The following is a 17,975-nucleotide window of genomic DNA, read 5'->3' as shown; positions in this document are numbered from 1 at the left end:
AAGAGCTTTACTGTCCACAAATAGTGGTATAAACAAGTAAGTAGTGAAGAGGCACTATTTCATTTTATTTAAATGATAACCCGCTCTCCTCCAAAGCCTTCCTAAGCTTCGGCAAAGACGCAGGCCCCATACCATGCAGTTTTGAAATTTCTTTTTCACTATATTTTGAGAGTTCTTCTACAGTTTGAATTCCATGGTGTTCTAATGCCCTTCTTGCTGGCGCTGAAAGAAGAGAGAGAAAACCTTCTTTTGGTTTTCTCTCTTTCTCACAGGTTGGGCAAGTTGGACAATCGCTACTTTTATAGTACTCGTGTCCCTGTTCACAAGTTCTTAACGTTTTTTCCGTTACCATTTTCAAGCCCCTCTATTCTTCAATATTTACAACGTGATTCCCATCAAAGAAATATAAACATTTCTCTTTCACAGGATGTTGTAAGCTTTTCTCCAGTGCTTTTGCATATAACGAAAGCTGCACTTTATATCGATCTTCTAAAATTGGTTTCGCTTGTTCGAATCCGCCTGGGAATTTCCCTTCAATCGTATCTGTTTTGAAGTCGATTAACGTAATGCCATCTTCCTCTTCAATCATGCAGTCGATAACCCCTTGGACAAGGATCGATTCCCCGCTATTCCCTTTCCAATCTTGATATGCTTCTTCTGCTGCAAGCATCATCGTAAATGGTACTTCACGCTCAACACTTTTCGCCGCTAATACCCTTTTGCCTAAGTCACTGTCAAAGAATGAAATTACTTTTTCAATCGCTATTTCTTCCGCCTGCTCGAATGTTAATAATTCCTTATTTACCATTCCAGCAATTTGCTCTTGAAGAACTTCAACCGTAATCGGCTTCTTCAAATCAACATGCTGCATAACGGCATGGACTGCTGTTCCGCGCTCTGCGTACGTTAACCCTTTTTTCTCCATAAAGCGCGGACGTGTTTTAATTGGTGCACGTAGTTTTTTAATAAAGGCGTTATCGCTACCTTCTTCAGATTGATAATTTCTCTTTATTTCTGTAACAGATTGCTTCGCACGATGAGATGTCGCATCCTCATATCCGTACTTCCACATTAATCTGTCGTACACTTCTTCTTTCCGTTCACTTTGTAATGGCACAGCCTTTTTCTCACGAAGCGCTTCTAATAATTCTTGTTTCTCTTCTTGAACTGGCTCTGGTGCAAGTAGCGTATTACCATCCACAACTTCTACTTTCCAGCTCGTGTCATACCCGTAAATTTCATCCGGAATGCTTCCTTGTCCTAATTCAAGAAGCATTTCACTATCACGGTGTCTATATAATGAAGGTGCAATCCAGTCTAAATAACAAGACGCCCCGGCACGTATATGATCTGGTAATAACCATTCACTATGTTCCCTCGCATCGAGCCATTTTTCCATTTCCTTATTTGCATCCTTAACTGTTCCAATTAAAATTAACTTCTCTTTCGCACGCGTCAATGCTACGTATAGTACGCGCATTTCTTCCGCAATTAATTCCATTTTCATTTTACGCTTAATCGCAAGCTGTGATAATGTTGTATATTTAATTCGTTTACGCGGATCGATAAATTGCGAACCGAAACCGAAATCTTTATGCAATAAGAAACGTTTCATTAAGTCTTGTGTATTAAAACGACGACCGAGTCCAGCTACAAATACAACTGGGAACTCTAGCCCTTTACTTTTATGAATCGTCATAATGCGAACAACGTCTTCTTGTTCACCGAGGGCCCTCGCCGTACCCATATCATCACCGCGTTCTAAAATACGTTCAATAAAACGTAAGAAGCGGAATAATCCTCTAAATGATGTTGCCTCATATTGTCTTGCACGGTCATATAGTACGCGTAAGTTTGCCTGTCTTTGCTTTCCAGCTGGTAAACCGCCAACAAAGTCGTAATAACCTGTCTCACCGTACACTTTCCAAATTAAATCAGAAAGTGATTGTTGGCGCGCGAATTCACGCCATCCTTGCAGTAAGTTATAAAACCACTCTAATTTATCATGAAGTTCTTGCTCCTCTTCAAGTGGTGCCCCTTTTAAGAATGAGCTCATTACTTCATAAAATGACCCTTTCTTTCCGTGAGCACGAAGCGTCGCAAGTTCTTCGTCATTTAATCCAACGATCGGTGAACGAAGTACTGCTGCAAGCGGGATATCTTGCATCGGATTATCAATAACGCGGAATACGTTCATCATAATATTTACTTCTGTCGCTTCAAAGTAACCAGTCGCAAGGTCTGCATATACTGGAATTCCTTGTAGTTTTAACTCTTCCATAATTTGCGGTGCCCACGGCATGGAGCGAAGTAAAATAACGAAGTCGCGGTATTGTACTGGGCGCATACTATCATTTTTACGGTCATACACTTCATAACCTGAATCAACCATCACTTTAATGCGCTGCGCCATAAGACGAGCTTCAAGCTGTGCTTTTTCGACTTCTGCACCTTCTTCTCCGTCTATTACTTCTTCTTCCGTTTGCTGAATGCACAGTAGTTCTGCCGCTACATCTTCACCTTCTGGATAGGTAGCACCTAACTTTAATTCAGCGTCTGCATCGTAGTCGATTTCTCCGACTTCTTCACCCATAATTTGTTTGAAGATAAAGTTCGTACCTGCTAGTACTTCATGACGACTACGGAAGTTTTTCGCTAAGTCGATCTTCATTCCACCGCCCAATCCTTCTTGTGTGAAGCGTTTATATTTTCCTAGGAATAGTCCTGGTTCGGCTAGTCGGAAACGATAAATCGACTGCTTTACGTCACCAACCATGAACAAGTTTCCTTCACTCTCAGAATCTTTCGTTACGAATTTAATAATCGATTCTTGTACGAAATTCGTATCTTGATATTCATCGACTAATACTTCAGCAAATTTATTACGATATTGAAGCGCCACTGCTGACGGATTCATTTCACCATTTTCACTTTGTTCACTTAAAATTTGTAAACAGAAATGCTCTAAATCTGTGAAATCGACCATTCCTTTATCTCGCTTCATCGCTTGGAAACGCTCTGTAAATACTTTTACAAGTTGAACAAGCTTTTCTAATACTGGGTGCATATCTTGAAAATCTCGTAAGAAACTTTCAGGTTTTCGGCTAAATAACTCTTCTTGTAATTTCTTCACTTCATCTTTCGCTTTATTACGAAGAGAGTCTACTTGTTTTACAACATCTTCATTGTAATCACTTTTCTTAATACGCTTTAACGTTTGCCACGATACGTTTTGCATCGCTTCATACAAACTTGTCCACGACTCATGAGCAGCTGATGATAGCGTTCCAAGTAAAGCTACATCTGCTTGCAGGGTTTCAATGCGAGGCGCTGGACCGTCAGGAAGCATTGCGAGTTCAGTTGCCTTACGAATATGCTGTTCCGCTGTTTCAAGCTGGAATTTCACATCTTCTAATAAATAAGAAGCATATACTAAATCTTCAATTGTCTTTCCTTCTACGTCATATGCTTCTACTAATTTATCAAGCCATTTTTCCGGATTTGGATGCGCTCTTGACTCTGTATGAAGCGCTAAAATCATACGTTGTAAGTCATCATCACTACGGTCACTCGTATAACGATCAACAAGTTCAAAGAAGATTGTATTATCTTCGATTCCGTACTCTTCTTCTAATATGTCATCTAGCACTTCTTCTTTTAACAATTCATTTTCTGTTTGATTCGCAATACGGAAACGAGGATCAACATCAAGCATGTAGTAATATCCTCTAATTACTTGTAAACAGAATGAGTGAATTGTTGAAATGGAAGCTTTATTTAATAGGCTCAGCTGCTTTCTTACGTGTTGAGAGCCTGGTTCATCAATTAATACCTTTTCTAACGCTTCCCCGATTCGGTTTTTCATCTCTTGCGCCGCTGCATTCGTAAATGTTACAACGAGCAGGCGGTCGACATCGACTGGATTCTCTTCATTAATAATCTTTTTAATAATACGTTCAACTAATACTGCTGTTTTACCTGATCCAGCTGCAGCCGCAACTAAAATATCACGTCCGTTCGCTACAACAGCTTTCCACTGGTCATCTGTCCATTGACTACCTTCTGGTTTTTCAGGCCAATTTTCTATCATTCTCCGCCAACCTCCTCTCTTATTTTCTCCATCGCTTCGCTATCTTTCATATCTTTTAACGATCGGAACTGATTATCTTCAAGTGACTCATCAAATTGACAAACAGATTTGAAGTTACAGAACGTACATGCTGCTTTATTTCCCATTTTATAAGGAGCAATATCGATAACACCTTCTGTAATATCTTTTCCAATATTTTCAAACGTATGGTGTACATATTTTTGCAGTACGTTAAACTCTTGCTCACTTGCAATACTTGAACGCGCACTAAAGCTACCGTCTTTTTTCAGGCCAGCAGAAATAATATCTGAACTTCCTGTTGAAAGTTTGTTATCCATTAAACGAACAACGTCAGCATCTCCTAATACGAGTCCTTTCATTTTAAATTTCTTTAAAATTTCTTTTTCAATTTCAGCTTCAGATGCGTCACCTTTCATCTCAACGATTGGGTTATGAATATGGAAATACAATACACCAGCTGGTGATGCTGCGTGACCTTTTTTCATCCACGTCTGCGCATTCGAAGTAACAACATCTAAATACGTTAACATTTGAAGTGCTAATCCGTAATACACTTCCGTTAAATCTAACGCTTTTGAACTTGATTTATAATCAATAATACGTAGGAACGTCCCGTTTTCATCTTCTGCCTTATCAACACGGTCAATACGGCCGACAACTTCCATCTTCACACCATTTGGTAATGAGAATTCCATCGGCGGAAGTGAGCCTGTACCACCCATACCGAACGGCACTTCTAAATCAACTGGTACGAATCCGCTTGACTTCGCATGTTCACGAAGAATGATTGACGTACGGAAAATGATTTGTTGTAGTTTTTGTTTTAAATAGAAATGACGGTTTGAACTTAATAAAATTTGTCGTTGTAATAACGGTGCGATTTCTTCTATTACTAAAACAGAAAGATGCTCACACTCTTTTATGGATAAATCCGCCCAAGTACGGTTTTCACGCAATAACTTGTCCGCAATTTTCTTTAATGCCGCATGGAATAATTCGCCGATATCCGGCGCATCAAGCTTGAAAATATCACGCTCTCTAAGCGATAAACCGTGCTGCGCAAAATGAGCGTATGCACAACGGTTAAATAGTTCCATACGAGAGACGCTTCCTTTAATTATATCTCCGTATAAATCTCTACTTACTGCTGTACTTAGTTTCTTCGCACGATTTCGATAGAATAAACTTGATAAGACGCGGCTACTTTTTTGTTTCCATTCATCTGAAGTTACGTAGAAATTATATACGTCCCACCAAAAGTCTAAATTCCCTTCGAATCCGTATCGCTTCCACGTTTGTAGTTGCTGCATAACGTAAGATAACGTTACTTCTGGCGTTGCTACGTATGAAATTTGTTCTGAACGTGATAAATCGTTTACGTCATTCGTAATAAATGAATCTTTCACATTAGGGAACATTCTTTTTATTTTCTTAATAAAGCTAGACGCAAGTAACGTCTTTCCTTCTTCATCTGCAAGCGGGCATGAAATATATAACTTCTCAGATGCTCTCGTTACCATTTGATACATAACGAACTGTTCTTCTAACAAAGTTTGTCTCGTCGTTGGCGCTAATTCAATCCCTGCTGCACCAAGAACTTCTCTTTCTTCATCAGAAAGCATACCTTCGTCCATAGGTGCTGCTGGAATAACACCCTCATTTACACCTATAATAAACGTTGCTTTCACGTCAGATAACCTGGAGTGATCAATATTAGCAATTAACACTTGGTCTAATGACGGCGGAATGTTAGCAAATTGAAGTGCCTCAAGACCTGTCGACATAACGTCCGTAAACATAGAAAGAGACATTTTCTCTTCACCAAGCATCTCTACAAACGTATCAAGAAGGCTCATTACTTCTTCCCATACTTGTTCATGATCTGTCGCAAATAAGAAATCTCCACTTTCTTCTGCACGTATACGTAATTCTTCTAGTTTTTTCGGAACATCCAGCTCTTCTAGAAATAAGTAAACTGCTTCACACATTTGCATAACTGTTCCTGCACGCTTTAACCTTTTTTGCATGCGAATAACAGGTGTTCTTACAACGTCACGTAACCTATTTATTTTCTCTTCCATTTCACGTTCACTGTCTGTAATCATCCCGTTCGTATCATCAAGAGAACGATAACGGCGATACATCCATGGATCCTCTGAAGTCCACCTCTTTCCTTGTACACCGTACGCTAAACAGTAATTTTCAAATTCATCCATTTCTTCACGCATCGTTTCTTTTCTTACGTCTAATGGATATAAAAGCTCTGTTTTCACGCAGCGGAACACCGCATCATAACGCCAATTCCCACTAATAATCTCGAGTGCAGAACGAATACATTCTACTAATGGGTGGTGTGACATCGGGCGCTTTTCATCGATGAAGTGCGGGATATTGTAATCTGTAAATAACGTGCGCATCACATCGTAATAACTTTCCCCATTACGAAGAAGCACTGCAATATCTCGGTAACGATATTTTTCATTCGCAACAAGTTTACGAATTTCACGAGCAACACCTTCTACCTCCGCTCGTAAATTCGCAGCTGTGCTAATCGTTACACTCGCTTCACCGTTAAATTTTTCATTCGGACGCGCTTCATAATGAGCTTCTAAATGCGCTAATGCGGGAGAATGAAAACGCGGCTGTTCCATAAGTGGAATTGTTTTTTCAATTTCTATTTTCTCTTCACGCGCTACTTGTTTTATTTTTTCATACGTTAACGTCGTTTCATAAAATAAATCGAGTTCATTTACTGGCTGTGCTAACGTTTTTTCATCTATCGTTAACGTAATCGTAACTCTCGCTCCGCAAATCATAAGCTGTCTTACAATCTCTAACTCTTGCGGGGAGAATGAATGAAATCCATCTATATAAATTTCCGCACCATTTACATATTCAGACTGCGGAAGCTTTTCCACTAGCAATTGCAGGTAGTCTTCTGAATCTAAATATTTTCCAATTAAAGCACGTTCAAAATCATCGTATAATAGCTGTAAATCATACACTTTATTCGCTAGTAACTTTTGTTCGGCACTGCTACTATGCGCATCCAATTGTTGCCACATTTCATATACGTTAGATGGCGTTACATTGTAACGTTTAAACTCTGCAATCATACTGCCAAGATGTTCAAAGAAACCGTTTTGCTCCGCTGCTTTTTGGAACACCGATAATCCATCTTTACGAGACTCTACAATTTTACGGAGTAACATATGTACACCCGCTTCATCAATATGAAGACGACTCGCTCCGCCAACTTCTTGTAGTACCTTCCACGCTAATCGTGAAAAACTAAAAACTTGTGCCCGAATAGAACCTCTTACATCCTCACTTCCAATTAACGCCTGCTGCGTCTGGAATGTCATCTGTTCTGGCACAAGATATAATATTGTTTTCCCTCTCGGGCGTTGTTTTAACTCTTCTTGCACTTCGCGTAAACAAAGTGTACTTTTTCCACTTCCCGCTCTACCAATTACAAATCGAAGTGACATGTAACCCCACCTTTCACTTACATAACGAACGTTAGTTTGCTACTATAATTGTATTATAGTACACGAAAAAAGACAAACTGAGTTGTTTGTCTTTTCTATACTTCTACTTCATTATATCAACCTTTTGAAAAATTCGTTTGCACCTCTTGAATTGGCCAATATCGCAAATCAACTTTACCGACAACTGTATCAGCTTTTACAAAGCCAAAGTGTCTACTATCCCAGCTCCCGAGCCGGTTATCACCTACTACAAAAATAAACCCGGGTGGCACCAGCTTTTCTTTCGTTAACTCTTCTAATGTAAAGTCGCCTGTTAGTTGCCTTCCATTTATCTCTTTCTTATACTTCTCTAAATACGGCTCATCAATAAATTGACCGTTTATATATAACTTATCCTGCTTATATTCAATATGATCTCCAGGTAAACCGATAACCCGCTTTACATAGTCCTCTTTTTTATTCGCATGAAATACCACAACGTCAAATCTGTTCAAGTCCCCAACTTGATAACTCACCTTATTTACAACTAGCATATTGCCATCTTGCAATGTCGGCATCATTGACTTCCCCTCTACAACATACGTTGAAAAGAAAAACGTTCGAAAAAATACAGCTAATAATACACCAATTAAAATTGTTCGTATCCACTCTATGCCTTCTTTTTTCAAAGTTTTCTTCATCTGCTTCTCCCCTTATCCTTTAATACTGAAGCTTTCCTTTACAAAGAAGACTATTCTTAATGTAGTTCTAACTTTACTTCGATTTTCTTACCGACATACCATAAAATAAAAATACCAATCCCTACAATAACTGATTTCACTGGATTATGAATAAATGACATTAAATCATGACCGATATACGTTAAAATAAAAATCATCACAAGTTTTCCGAATGCTAACGCTAGACCAAACTGTTTTACACTAATTCGGGATAAACCAGCGACAACATTTATTAGCGCTGACGGTGTAAACGGAAAACAAAATATAACAAAAATCGGTGCGAATCCTTTCCTTTCAATCCACCCCATTGCTTTTCGTACTCTCTCATGCTTATTTACAAACGAAAAGAAACGACTGCGACCAAAATGGCGGATGATGAAAAAGACAAGTAATGCACCCATTACTGATCCAAGCCATGAATAAAGAAAACCGAGCCAAAAGCCAAATGCAACAGCATTCGCCAGTACAAATACAATAAGCGGTAATACCGGAATCAACGCCTCTATCATCGGTAAACCAATACCAAGAAGTGGTCCGAACGCTTTATAACTCTCAACAATATGATCCATATTTTCTGGTGAAAAATACTCTTTGATTGTCTGAAAATCCATTCTACACTTTACCCCTTTACTCTAAATACTATCCCTACTGTATCATTGCTTATATGAAAGAGGAAATGGTAGATACGACATACGGAGATGTATTTATTAAAGTTTCCATATCTTTCATAAGAATTCCTTCATTATTTAGCTATGATAATCTATCAATATTCGACAGGACGTGTCGTTCATTTTGTTATTTAGATTGTTTTTCGGTTTTTATCGGTAAATGAAATTATACTGGTGATTTTCTAAATATATCGCCTTATCTACAAAGACTGACTGACAAACAAAAAAAGAATGGGGATTCCCCCATCCTTTCACACTTCGCCTTCCTTCACAAAATACACCTTCTCATAAGCGGGTCTTAATGTTGATTCCTCTTTTTTATCGACCTCTTTAAAACAAGGATTCCCTTGTTTTTTCCTACGATCTTCATATTCAGTACGTAATTTCGCTGTACGATTTTGTTGATTTTCAAAACTAGTTTTTGATATTTCTAATTTCACAGCAAAGCCATTTATAAATCTAATAATAAGATTTCCATCTTCTAATTCTTTATTACTTTCAATATAAAAATGAGACAACCAAGCGCACTCTTTTCTAGAGTAAGAATAGGTAGGGAAAAAATAAAGTTGATCTGCTGGACTAATCGCAATCGGTGCTTTATGTGTAATATGAGTTAACTCTTTCGTTCCTTCTTTTCTGCCTAAGAAACTAGAGCCATGCTTGCGGCAACTTCTTTCTATAATATCTAGAGGTTTTTGAAATACGAAAAAAGAATCATTCATTTCAACGACTCGCGTAACAATTTTCTTTTCACTTAGAATAACAGGAAGTAAGGCCATCGTATTTTTCGTTACAACATAATTTTCGACATAGCGTTCCACTTTACTTTCCATACTCCATTATCTCCTTTTTTCCATTTATATTAGCAGCTGCATATATAATTTTAGCATCTATGAAAAGGAAATAGCTTACAAGTTCCGCTTTTTTACAATTTTTTATCATTTATCAAACATTTGTTAAACAATAAAATCAAAATATATAAATTAATTAATTTTAAAGTTATAAAAACAGCATTTATACTACCTATAAATATTTATTATCCATTCCTCATTTCACATCATTACAACAACTAACTTTGCTATAATTAAAATGTAAATCCAATATATGGAGGGCCACTATGGAAGAAAAAGAGATCCAACCATCGATTCAAATGAAAAATAGTAGCGTCATTATCGTGAAAAACTCAGCTAGTATTATATTCGGTTTATTTTTCATTCTGCTATTCTTTGCCAAACCGTTTCGTAAATCAAAATGTCCAGAATGTAAAAAACGTGAGAAGAAAAAATCAGGGCAAGAACAATAAAAGGCCTTCCTTTATGGAATGCCTTTTTACATTTGTAGTATCATTTTATTTATTCTTCTTCACCCTAAAAAACGACTATATTTTCTTCCAAGGTTCTCTACATCTTTTTTGATTTGTAATATGATCCTTATATAAAACATGAGAAAGAGTATTTGTACTTGTTACCCGCTTTTAATTTTTATTAAAAAATTAAAATTTGTACATCTTTATCCATCACTAACAATTCGTTAATTAGTTAACTTTGCAATATAAGTTTTGTATATAATGTCATTCAAAAACACAATATATATAAGTAGCTATTTATAATTACATTGCTTTTTATCGAATTCTAAAAAGGAGTTGTATACTATGGATAAAGAAAATCCATTAAATCAGCAGGTTAATAGCATTCCCTCAGATGCTCTGAATACCCCTAGTAAGGAACAAGAACAACTGTTAGAAACATCATCTCAAAACGTACAAAATTCCAACAACAACGCTAACAAAAAAGATGTTACTCAAGGTCTATCTGGAAAAGATTTCCCCATTTCAACAGAGAATACAAATTTATAGTTATTTACTATCATACGCAGCAAATGCTCTTGCTGAACTAATTCTTCTACAGAAACTAATACGCATTCCAGATATTTTTTTACCAGTTGTAACATCGAAAAAGAGATTTAGATATAAAAACAGGCTCTAAAAAAACTTTCTCCACAACAAAAAAAGGATGGCATTAGCCATCCTTTTTTCCATCATCAACTATAAAATTATAGTTTGATTACGTTTTTAGCTTGAGGTCCACGGTTACCGTCTTCGATTTCGAAGCTAACTTTTTGACCTTCTTCTAAAGATTTGAAACCGTCAGTTTCGATTGCTGAGAAGTGTACGAATACGTCGTTTTCGCCTGGAACTTCGATGAAACCGAAACCTTTTTCGTTGTTAAACCATTTTACTTGTCCTGTTACTGCCATAATTATTTCCTCCTAAGAAAATACAAATTTTAAATTTTTTAGTCTTCCTGTCTAAAAAAAGAATCCACACATTATCAAATACGAAACATAAACTAGTTCTCACATACTTTTTCTCGTTCGTTTTCAGCACTTGATAACATATGGATTGCTTAATTTAACTATTCAACTGACATCATCATAGCACATTAAAATAAAATGTACAATCTTTTTCGAAAATAGAATTTCTAATTTTTAGTATTTCTTATAAAATATAATTATCTCTATTCTAAATAAGGAGGAGTTTATGACCAATAAAATTCCTAAAAAAACATTAAAAAGAATTGAAGAGGATATTGAAAATAATAATCTTGGAAAAGCAAGAGATAGGTTGCATGGCCTCATCTTTACATACCCAAATGAATTACATCTTCGAAAACAACTCGGAGATATTTATTATAAATTACAATATCCAGAAATGGCTGGACGTTACTGGTATCTAGAAGAGCATAAAACAGATATTATGCATGAATCATGTTTATCATTTGAAAAATCAATGGGAAATAGTCCTCATCATATTGCACGTGCTTTAAAGTTTAAAGGCGATTCTAACCATATAAAAGGTTTGTATAAAGATCAACCTTTATCTTCAGTGCAGAAGAAAGTAGCAGAGGAGTTAATTTATGAGTATAAAGAAACATGGAAAGATAAGCTAGTTCCTTTTGGCTGTCTAGCATTGCTTGCTTCCCTTCTCTTTTCTGCCGTTGTTGGTCTATTCACTATTTGGAATTGGATTTTTTAATCACAGGGGGAATTTTCACATGTCAAACTACGCTAAAGAAGAAAGGCTAACAGGGGGAAACGTCTCAAGCGTATATCGTTCTGAAAATACTGTTCGGCGAGAGTTAAAGCCAGGCAGTGAAAAGATTCATAAGCTATTGCAACATTTAGAAAACAAAGGATTTCATTATGCTCCAAAGTTTTTAGGTGTAGATGAAAAGGATAGAGAGATTTTATCCTTTATTGAAGGAGAAGCTGGCAATTATCCTTTAAAAGAATATATGCGATCTAATGATGTATTAAAAAAAATAGCAAAGATGCTCCGCCTTTACCATGATGCTGTAAGTGATTTTCCGTTATTAGCTGATTGGAAACCGATGGATCATACTCCAAATAACATTGAGGTTTTATGTCACAATGATTTTGCCATATATAACATTATTTTTAATAATGAGAAGCCAGTAGGGATTATTGATTTCGATGTTGCTGCTCCTGGTCCAAGACTATGGGATATCGCTTATACACTCTATACTTGTGTGCCTTTAAGTAGAGTGTATTATACTGAATCCGGTGAAGCCGTTCATTATGACTCATCGCAACATGCAGATCGTATTAAAGAGAGAGTGAATTTGTTCGTTCAGTCCTATGATAAAAATATGGATGAAGATTACTTAGGAATGGTGTTGCTTCGATTAGAAGGGTTATGTACATATATGAAACGAAAAGCTCAAGAAGGCGACTTGAATTTCCAAAGAATGATCGATGAAGGACATCTAGAGCATTATGAGAAAGATATGAAGTTTATTCGTGATCATAGGGCTGAGTGGAGTTGATTTAGTAATAAAGAAAAGTTAGTATCGTTTTTTGCCGACAACTCAATCTCTCTTTTCGAATCGTTTAGAAAATAACAAGGGGCACCTTTCAAAAAGGTGCCCCTTCCTTTTATTTCGTAAACTGTGCTTCTTCCGTAGATCCTTTTAACGCTGTCGTTGATGAAGTTCCGCCTGTAATCACTTGTGCCACTTCATCAAAGTAACCTGTTCCTACTTCGCGTTGATGACGTGTTGCAGAGTAGCCATGTTTTTCAGCTGCGAATTCTGCTTGTTGTAGTTCAGAGTATGCTGCCATGCCGCGCTCTTTATAGCCACGTGCTAGTTCAAACATACCGTAATTTAATGAATGGAATCCAGCAAGTGTTACGAATTGGAACTTGTAACCGTAAGATGCGATTTCCTTTTGGAAGCTTGCAATTGTTTTTTCATCTAGTTTTTGTTTCCAGTTGAATGAAGGTGAGCAGTTATATGCAAGTAGCTTCCCTGGATGCTCCTTATGAATTGCGTCCGCAAATCGTTTTGCATCTTCTAAATTTGGTTCTGACGTTTCACACCAAACGAGGTCTGCGTACGGTGCATACGCTAAACCGCGCGCAATTGCTTGATCAAGACCTGCATTCGTACGGTAAAACCCTTCTGGTGTTCTTTCTCCTGTAATAAATGCTTTATCAACAGGATCAATATCGCTCGTAATTAAATCAGCTGCATCCGCATCTGTTCTTGCAACGATAATTGTCGGCACTCCCATTACATCTGCTGCAAGGCGTGCAGAAATTAAATTGCGTACTGCTGTTTGCGTTGGTAGTAGTACTTTTCCGCCTAAATGGCCACATTTTTTCTCTGAAGATAATTGATCTTCAAAATGCACACCTGATGCACCTGCTTCAATCATACCTTTCATCAGTTCGAATACATTTAATTGCCCACCAAATCCAGCTTCTGCATCTGCTACAATCGGTACGAAATAGTCTGTATCATCGCTTCCTTCCATATGCTGAATTTGATCCGCACGTTGAAGCGTTTGATTAATTCGTTTTACTACAGCAGGTACGCTGTTCGCTGGATATAAACTTTGGTCTGGATACATATGCCCAGAAAGGTTTGCATCAGCTGCTACTTGCCAACCACTTAAGTAAATCGCTTTTAACCCAGCTTTTACTTGTTGCATCGCTTGGTTTCCTGTTAATGCGCCAAGTGCGTTAATATAGTCTTCTGTATGAAGCGATGTCCAAAGCTTCTCAGCACCACGACGCGCTAACGTATGTTCAATATCAATTGACCCGCGCAGGCGAATTACATCTTCTGCCGAATATGGACGTGTGATCCCTTTCCAACGCTCATCTAATTCCCAGCTTTCTTGTAACTTCTCGATTCTTTCGTTTTTCATTTGTTCCATCCCCTTTTCATTTTTTATAAAATTTCATAACCCGGTAATGTTAAAAATGGTACGAATTCATCATTTCGAACGAGATTTGTAAACAACGTTGTCGCCTCTTGGAATCTCCCTTTCTTAAAGGCTTCCTTACCAATCTCTCTTTCTATTTTTGCTAATTCTTCTTCTTTTAATTCTTCCATTAATTCAAGCGTAATATTACGACCATCATTTAGTTTTCCACCTTCATGACGAATCCATTGCCATACTTGTGCTCTTGAAATTTCAGCTGTTGCCGCATCTTCCATTAAGTTATAAATGGGTGCTGCTCCCCGTCCGCTTAACCAAGATGCAATATATTGAATACCTACGCTAATATTCATGCGAAGGCCCTCTTCTGTAATCGTTCCCACCGGTACCTCTAGTAAATCGTTTTCTGTTACACATATTTCTTCACGTTTTCTAAAAATTTGATTTGGTGTTTTCATAATGTGATTAAACACTTCCATTGCAACCGGTACAAGTCCAGGGTGGGCAACCCAAGTCCCGTCATGACCGTCTAAAGCTTCGCGTTCCTTATCAGCACGCACTTTTTCAAAAGCTGCTTCATTTGCTTCTGGATTATTTTTAATCGGAATTTGTGCCGCCATTCCTCCAATTGCTGGTGCATTACGGCGGTGACATGTTTGAATTACTTTCAAAGAATACGAACGCATAAATGGCGCCGTCATCGTGACTTGTGCTCTATCTGGTAGTAAGAATTTATTATGATTACGGAAACTCTTTAAAAAGCTAAAAATATAATCCCATCTTCCGCAGTTTAAGCCAGCAGAATGATCTTTTAGCTCATACAAAATTTCATCCATTTCAAACGAAGCGTGAATCGTTTCCAGTAACACAGTTGCTTTAATCGTTCCATTTGGAATGCCGATATATTTTTGAGCAAATACGAATACATCATTCCATAATCTCGCTTCTAAATAACTTTCCATTTTCGGTAAGTAAAAGTATGGGCCGCTCCCTTTTGCTAAAAGAGCTTTCGCATTATGGAAAAAGTACAAGCCGAAGTCTACTAAGCTACCCGACATATTTTTCCCATCAACTTGCATATGCTTTTCCTCTAAATGCCATCCTCTTGGACGTACAATGAGTACAGCTGTTTTCTCATTTAATCTATATTCTTTCCCTTTATCATTTTCATGTGAAATCGTTCCCTTTACTGCATCTCGTAAATTGATTTGGCCTTCCACTGCATTTTCCCAAGTTGGTGAATTCGAATCTTCAAAATCTGCCATAAAAAGATGCGCTCCTGAATTTAAAGCGTTAATGACCATCTTTCTATCTACCGGTCCAGTAATCTCTACACGGCGATCCTCTAAGTCTTTTGGCAGCTTGGCAATTGTCCAATCCGCTTCACGTATGTGTTTTGTTTCTTCTAGAAACTTCGGAAACTCCCCTGCATCAATTCTCTTTTGTTTTTCTACACGTTTTTGTAAAAGTTCTATGCGGCGCTCATTAAAATTCTCATGTAGTTCCTTCAAAAAACTAAGCACCTCAGGTGTCAATATTTCGCTGTACGCTGGTAACATTTCTCCAACGAGTGTAACCCGTGAAGTTTGCGTCGACATATTAGCATCCCCTTCTTAAACTGTTTTATAACAGATTTGATTTCATGTTTTATATTATATAACAAATCTTCAGAAAAGGAAGTTTTTTTTGAAAATTCATTTCGTTTTTTTTCAAAACGCCATTCTTTCGCGCTTTATTTCATACAAAAAAGGCCGCTGTTATACAACAACGACCTTTTTGTATTATTTTTGAATTTCACTTTGACTAGTTAAACTTTATTACTGCCCTTGTTCCATATCATGCAATATTGCTCTATGTAAAAACTGTGCGTATTGTTCTCTCGTTACCTTCATAGACGGACCGAATTTACCTTCTCCGATTCCCATTGTAATACCATTTGTTTGTACTGCACTAATTGCATTCGTTGCCCATGAATTTGCTGAAACATCATTAAAGTTATGAGATCCCTTTGCCTGTAGGTCAAAAGCATTCGTAAGAACTTGTGCCATTTCCGCACGCGTTAACGTCGCCTTCGGTCTAAAGTTTCCATTCTCGTCTCCCTGGAAAATTCCGATTTCCGTTAGAGCCAATATCTCCTCGATAAAGCTTGTTGAATTTTCATCGATATCTCCATATGGGTTTTCATATTCATCTTGTTCTTCCATATCAAACACACGGTAAATTAAAGCTGCAACTTGCTCACGTGTTACATTATCCCCAAAACCGAATATTCCATCGCCATATCCCAAAATTATTTCTTGTTCCGCTAATTCATGAATTGCCTCATATGCCCAATGTCCTTTTGGTACATCTTTAAATACAATTGTATTTGCTTTTTGCAACGGTGCACTTTCCGCTTTTACACTATTACTCTCTGCTGAGAATAACACCCCACCCATAATTGTTAATGCTGTAGCTGTTTTTAATAATTTTTTTGCTCATCAAATTATCTCCCCAATATGTATATGTTTTTTTAAAAATATACAGAATAAATGGTATAGTGACAATATATTTTCCGACACATTTCGTGACGGTTTTGTGAATCATATTACACATCATGTCTTTTTCATCGGGTTGATTATAAAGCTTGTTTATAACCATAAAAATACATAAATACGAATAATAATTCTTTTTTAAACAAACAAAAAAGCACAAATTTTTCTATTTGTGCTTTCATATTTCACTCTACTTCCAATCCTCTTTCAAATGATAATTAATAATCGCATTATTAATAAACTGAGCATATTGCTCTCTAGGTACAGGGCGATTTAATTCATACATGCCATTCCCAGTTCCTCTCACAACATTATTAGATTGTAACGCACTAATTGCATCTTCTGCCCAGTGACCTTTTGGAATATCTTTAAATGTATGTTTTTGTTTCGTTTCAAAATTAAATGCTCGTTTTAAAATGACAGCCATTTCCGCTCTAGAGATTGGTGCTTTCGGCCTAAAATCCCCTTGGCCATCCCCTGTAAAAACACCACGTTTTGTTAACGCTAAAATTTCCTTTTTAAAAGTGGTTGTACTATCAGAAACATCTTTATATGGATTCGCTACTGGCCCTTCTTCTTTTATCTCAAGTGTTCTGTAAATAGTCCCAGCTACTTGTTCACGTGTTATAAGATCGCCAACACCATACTTCCCGTTTCCATACCCTAATATAATTTTATGATACGCTAAATCCATAATAGCATCATATGCCCAAAATCCGTATGGAACATCTTCAAACACAATCATTTTTGGATACTCTTCCGCTTTTACAGGTGTCACATTCGCCCCTGCAAATATACCTCCTGCCATTGTCGCAATCATCATTACACCCAATATTTTTTTCTTCATTATCCTCTCTCCCTATTTCATTCAAATAAAATGAACTTCATTGTTTCAGGAGTACTATTTTTTTGTGAATGTAAGATAAAATGCAAATCTTCTAGAAGAAATATTTCCACTACCTTTCTGCTTTATACCCCCTTCTTTCTTTTTCAAAAAGGAAGTTGTCACATCTAAGGTGTTATATACTAAAACATTCTACAATCTCTTTATAAACTCCTTTTCACTTTATAACTTCCCTTTATTGGCACCTAAAGGAGATGCCTAATGGAGATTACTATATTCATGGTTTATATTTCAGAGGTAGCATTTTCCGCTGAATTTTGAGGTGGGGGTCTTACTGCCCAGCAAATAACGGGATAAAAAA

15 protein-coding genes are annotated in these 17,975 nt (G+C 37.1%); 4 read left to right on the top strand and 11 right to left on the bottom strand.

Features of this window, described 5'->3' with window-relative positions:
* Positions 1–64 precede the first annotated feature (64 nt).
* From HMPREF1014_RS17695 to HMPREF1014_RS17670, 6 genes are all read right to left on the bottom strand, one after another.
* Positions 65–352: an RNA polymerase alpha subunit C-terminal domain-containing protein gene (locus tag HMPREF1014_RS17695; RefSeq protein ID WP_000255724.1), complete on the bottom strand. Its 288-nt coding sequence runs from the start codon at positions 350–352 to the stop codon at positions 65–67.
* A gap of 12 nt (positions 353–364) precedes the next feature.
* Positions 365–4,090, bottom strand: coding sequence for a helicase-exonuclease AddAB subunit AddA (gene addA / locus HMPREF1014_RS17690; RefSeq protein WP_000572258.1), 3,726 nt, complete (start codon positions 4,088–4,090; stop codon positions 365–367).
* Positions 4,087–7,602, bottom strand: coding sequence for a helicase-exonuclease AddAB subunit AddB (addB, locus tag HMPREF1014_RS17685; RefSeq protein WP_000058600.1), 3,516 nt, complete (start codon positions 7,600–7,602; stop codon positions 4,087–4,089). The genes addA and addB overlap by 4 nt, the downstream gene beginning before the upstream one ends.
* A 116-nt stretch (positions 7,603–7,718) precedes the next feature.
* Complete coding sequence (gene lepB, locus HMPREF1014_RS17680; protein WP_000751910.1) at positions 7,719–8,282, bottom strand: signal peptidase I; 564 nt, start codon at positions 8,280–8,282, stop codon at positions 7,719–7,721.
* A 56-nt stretch (positions 8,283–8,338) separates the two neighbouring features.
* On the bottom strand, positions 8,339–8,932 hold the full coding sequence (locus tag HMPREF1014_RS17675) for a TVP38/TMEM64 family protein (protein ID WP_000347520.1): 594 nt from the start codon (positions 8,930–8,932) through the stop codon (positions 8,339–8,341).
* A gap of 308 nt (positions 8,933–9,240) precedes the next feature.
* The gene (locus tag HMPREF1014_RS17670; RefSeq protein ID WP_000444439.1) at positions 9,241–9,822 is read right to left on the bottom strand and encodes a competence protein ComK; all 582 of its coding nucleotides are present in this window, start codon (positions 9,820–9,822) and stop codon (positions 9,241–9,243) included.
* A gap of 284 nt (positions 9,823–10,106) precedes the next feature.
* On the opposite strand from HMPREF1014_RS17670, the gene HMPREF1014_RS17665 reads away from it, so the two are divergent.
* Positions 10,107–10,292 carry a hypothetical protein gene (locus HMPREF1014_RS17665; protein ID WP_000391373.1) on the top strand — a complete coding sequence of 62 codons (186 nt, stop codon included), beginning with the start codon at positions 10,107–10,109 and terminating at the stop codon, positions 10,290–10,292.
* A gap of 348 nt (positions 10,293–10,640) precedes the next feature.
* The gene (locus tag HMPREF1014_RS17660) at positions 10,641–10,844 is read left to right on the top strand and encodes a hypothetical protein (protein WP_000356922.1); all 204 of its coding nucleotides are present in this window, start codon (positions 10,641–10,643) and stop codon (positions 10,842–10,844) included.
* 197 nt (positions 10,845–11,041) lie between these two features.
* Here HMPREF1014_RS17660 and cspA read toward each other — a convergent pair whose 3' ends face one another.
* Complete coding sequence (cspA, locus tag HMPREF1014_RS17655; RefSeq protein WP_000301518.1) at positions 11,042–11,245, bottom strand: RNA chaperone/antiterminator CspA; 204 nt, start codon at positions 11,243–11,245, stop codon at positions 11,042–11,044.
* A 283-nt stretch (positions 11,246–11,528) separates the two neighbouring features.
* Between cspA and HMPREF1014_RS17650 the strand changes: the two genes are divergently transcribed.
* Entirely contained in the window at positions 11,529–12,023 is a 495-nt protein-coding gene (locus tag HMPREF1014_RS17650) for a DUF6584 family protein (protein ID WP_000182385.1), read from the top strand.
* A 19-nt stretch (positions 12,024–12,042) separates the two neighbouring features.
* Positions 12,043–12,834 (top strand): phosphotransferase, encoded by a 792-nt coding sequence (locus tag HMPREF1014_RS17645; RefSeq protein ID WP_000073796.1) that lies wholly within the window; start codon positions 12,043–12,045, stop codon positions 12,832–12,834.
* A gap of 109 nt (positions 12,835–12,943) precedes the next feature.
* Here HMPREF1014_RS17645 and aceA read toward each other — a convergent pair whose 3' ends face one another.
* From aceA to HMPREF1014_RS17625, 4 genes are all read right to left on the bottom strand, one after another.
* Positions 12,944–14,221: an isocitrate lyase gene (gene aceA / locus HMPREF1014_RS17640; RefSeq protein ID WP_000787346.1), complete on the bottom strand. Its 1,278-nt coding sequence runs from the start codon at positions 14,219–14,221 to the stop codon at positions 12,944–12,946.
* 23 nt (positions 14,222–14,244) lie between these two features.
* Entirely contained in the window at positions 14,245–15,834 is a 1,590-nt protein-coding gene (gene aceB / locus HMPREF1014_RS17635; protein WP_000107347.1) for a malate synthase A, read from the bottom strand.
* Positions 15,835–16,053: 219 nt separating this feature from the next.
* The gene (locus HMPREF1014_RS17630) at positions 16,054–16,674 is read right to left on the bottom strand and encodes an S-layer homology domain-containing protein (RefSeq protein WP_009327237.1); all 621 of its coding nucleotides are present in this window, start codon (positions 16,672–16,674) and stop codon (positions 16,054–16,056) included.
* A gap of 286 nt (positions 16,675–16,960) precedes the next feature.
* On the bottom strand, positions 16,961–17,617 hold the full coding sequence (locus HMPREF1014_RS17625) for an S-layer homology domain-containing protein (RefSeq protein WP_000727093.1): 657 nt from the start codon (positions 17,615–17,617) through the stop codon (positions 16,961–16,963).
* Positions 17,618–17,975 lie beyond the last annotated feature (358 nt).

The sequence above is a fragment of the Bacillus sp. 7_6_55CFAA_CT2 genome, from assembly GCF_000238655.1.
GTDB lineage: Bacteria > Bacillota > Bacilli > Bacillales > Bacillaceae_G > Bacillus_A > Bacillus_A cereus.
Note: the sequence above shows the minus strand (reverse complement) of the source record. Positions and strands in the feature narration are given on the sequence as shown.

Excerpts from the sequence above, each read along its gene's own strand:
- aceB (WP_000107347.1), bottom strand. The coding sequence starts at position 15,834 with ATGTCGACGCAAACTTCACGGGTTACACTCGTTGGAGAAATGTTACCA.
- HMPREF1014_RS17650 (WP_000182385.1), top strand. The coding sequence starts at position 11,529 with ATGACCAATAAAATTCCTAAAAAAACATTAAAAAGAATTGAAGAGGAT.
- lepB (WP_000751910.1), bottom strand. The coding sequence starts at position 8,282 with ATGAAGAAAACTTTGAAAAAAGAAGGCATAGAGTGGATACGAACAATT.
- HMPREF1014_RS17645 (WP_000073796.1), top strand. The coding sequence starts at position 12,043 with ATGTCAAACTACGCTAAAGAAGAAAGGCTAACAGGGGGAAACGTCTCA.
- aceA (WP_000787346.1), bottom strand. The coding sequence starts at position 14,221 with ATGAAAAACGAAAGAATCGAGAAGTTACAAGAAAGCTGGGAATTAGAT.
- HMPREF1014_RS17695 (WP_000255724.1), bottom strand. The coding sequence starts at position 352 with ATGGTAACGGAAAAAACGTTAAGAACTTGTGAACAGGGACACGAGTAC.
- HMPREF1014_RS17675 (WP_000347520.1), bottom strand. The coding sequence starts at position 8,932 with ATGGATTTTCAGACAATCAAAGAGTATTTTTCACCAGAAAATATGGAT.
- HMPREF1014_RS17660 (WP_000356922.1), top strand. The coding sequence starts at position 10,641 with ATGGATAAAGAAAATCCATTAAATCAGCAGGTTAATAGCATTCCCTCA.
- HMPREF1014_RS17670 (WP_000444439.1), bottom strand. The coding sequence starts at position 9,822 with ATGGAAAGTAAAGTGGAACGCTATGTCGAAAATTATGTTGTAACGAAA.
- HMPREF1014_RS17630 (WP_009327237.1), bottom strand. The coding sequence starts at position 16,674 with ATGGGTGGGGTGTTATTCTCAGCAGAGAGTAATAGTGTAAAAGCGGAA.
- cspA (WP_000301518.1), bottom strand. The coding sequence starts at position 11,245 with ATGGCAGTAACAGGACAAGTAAAATGGTTTAACAACGAAAAAGGTTTC.
- addA (WP_000572258.1), bottom strand. The coding sequence starts at position 4,090 with ATGATAGAAAATTGGCCTGAAAAACCAGAAGGTAGTCAATGGACAGAT.
- addB (WP_000058600.1), bottom strand. The coding sequence starts at position 7,602 with ATGTCACTTCGATTTGTAATTGGTAGAGCGGGAAGTGGAAAAAGTACA.
- HMPREF1014_RS17625 (WP_000727093.1), bottom strand. The coding sequence starts at position 17,617 with ATGAAGAAAAAAATATTGGGTGTAATGATGATTGCGACAATGGCAGGA.
- HMPREF1014_RS17665 (WP_000391373.1), top strand. The coding sequence starts at position 10,107 with ATGGAAGAAAAAGAGATCCAACCATCGATTCAAATGAAAAATAGTAGC.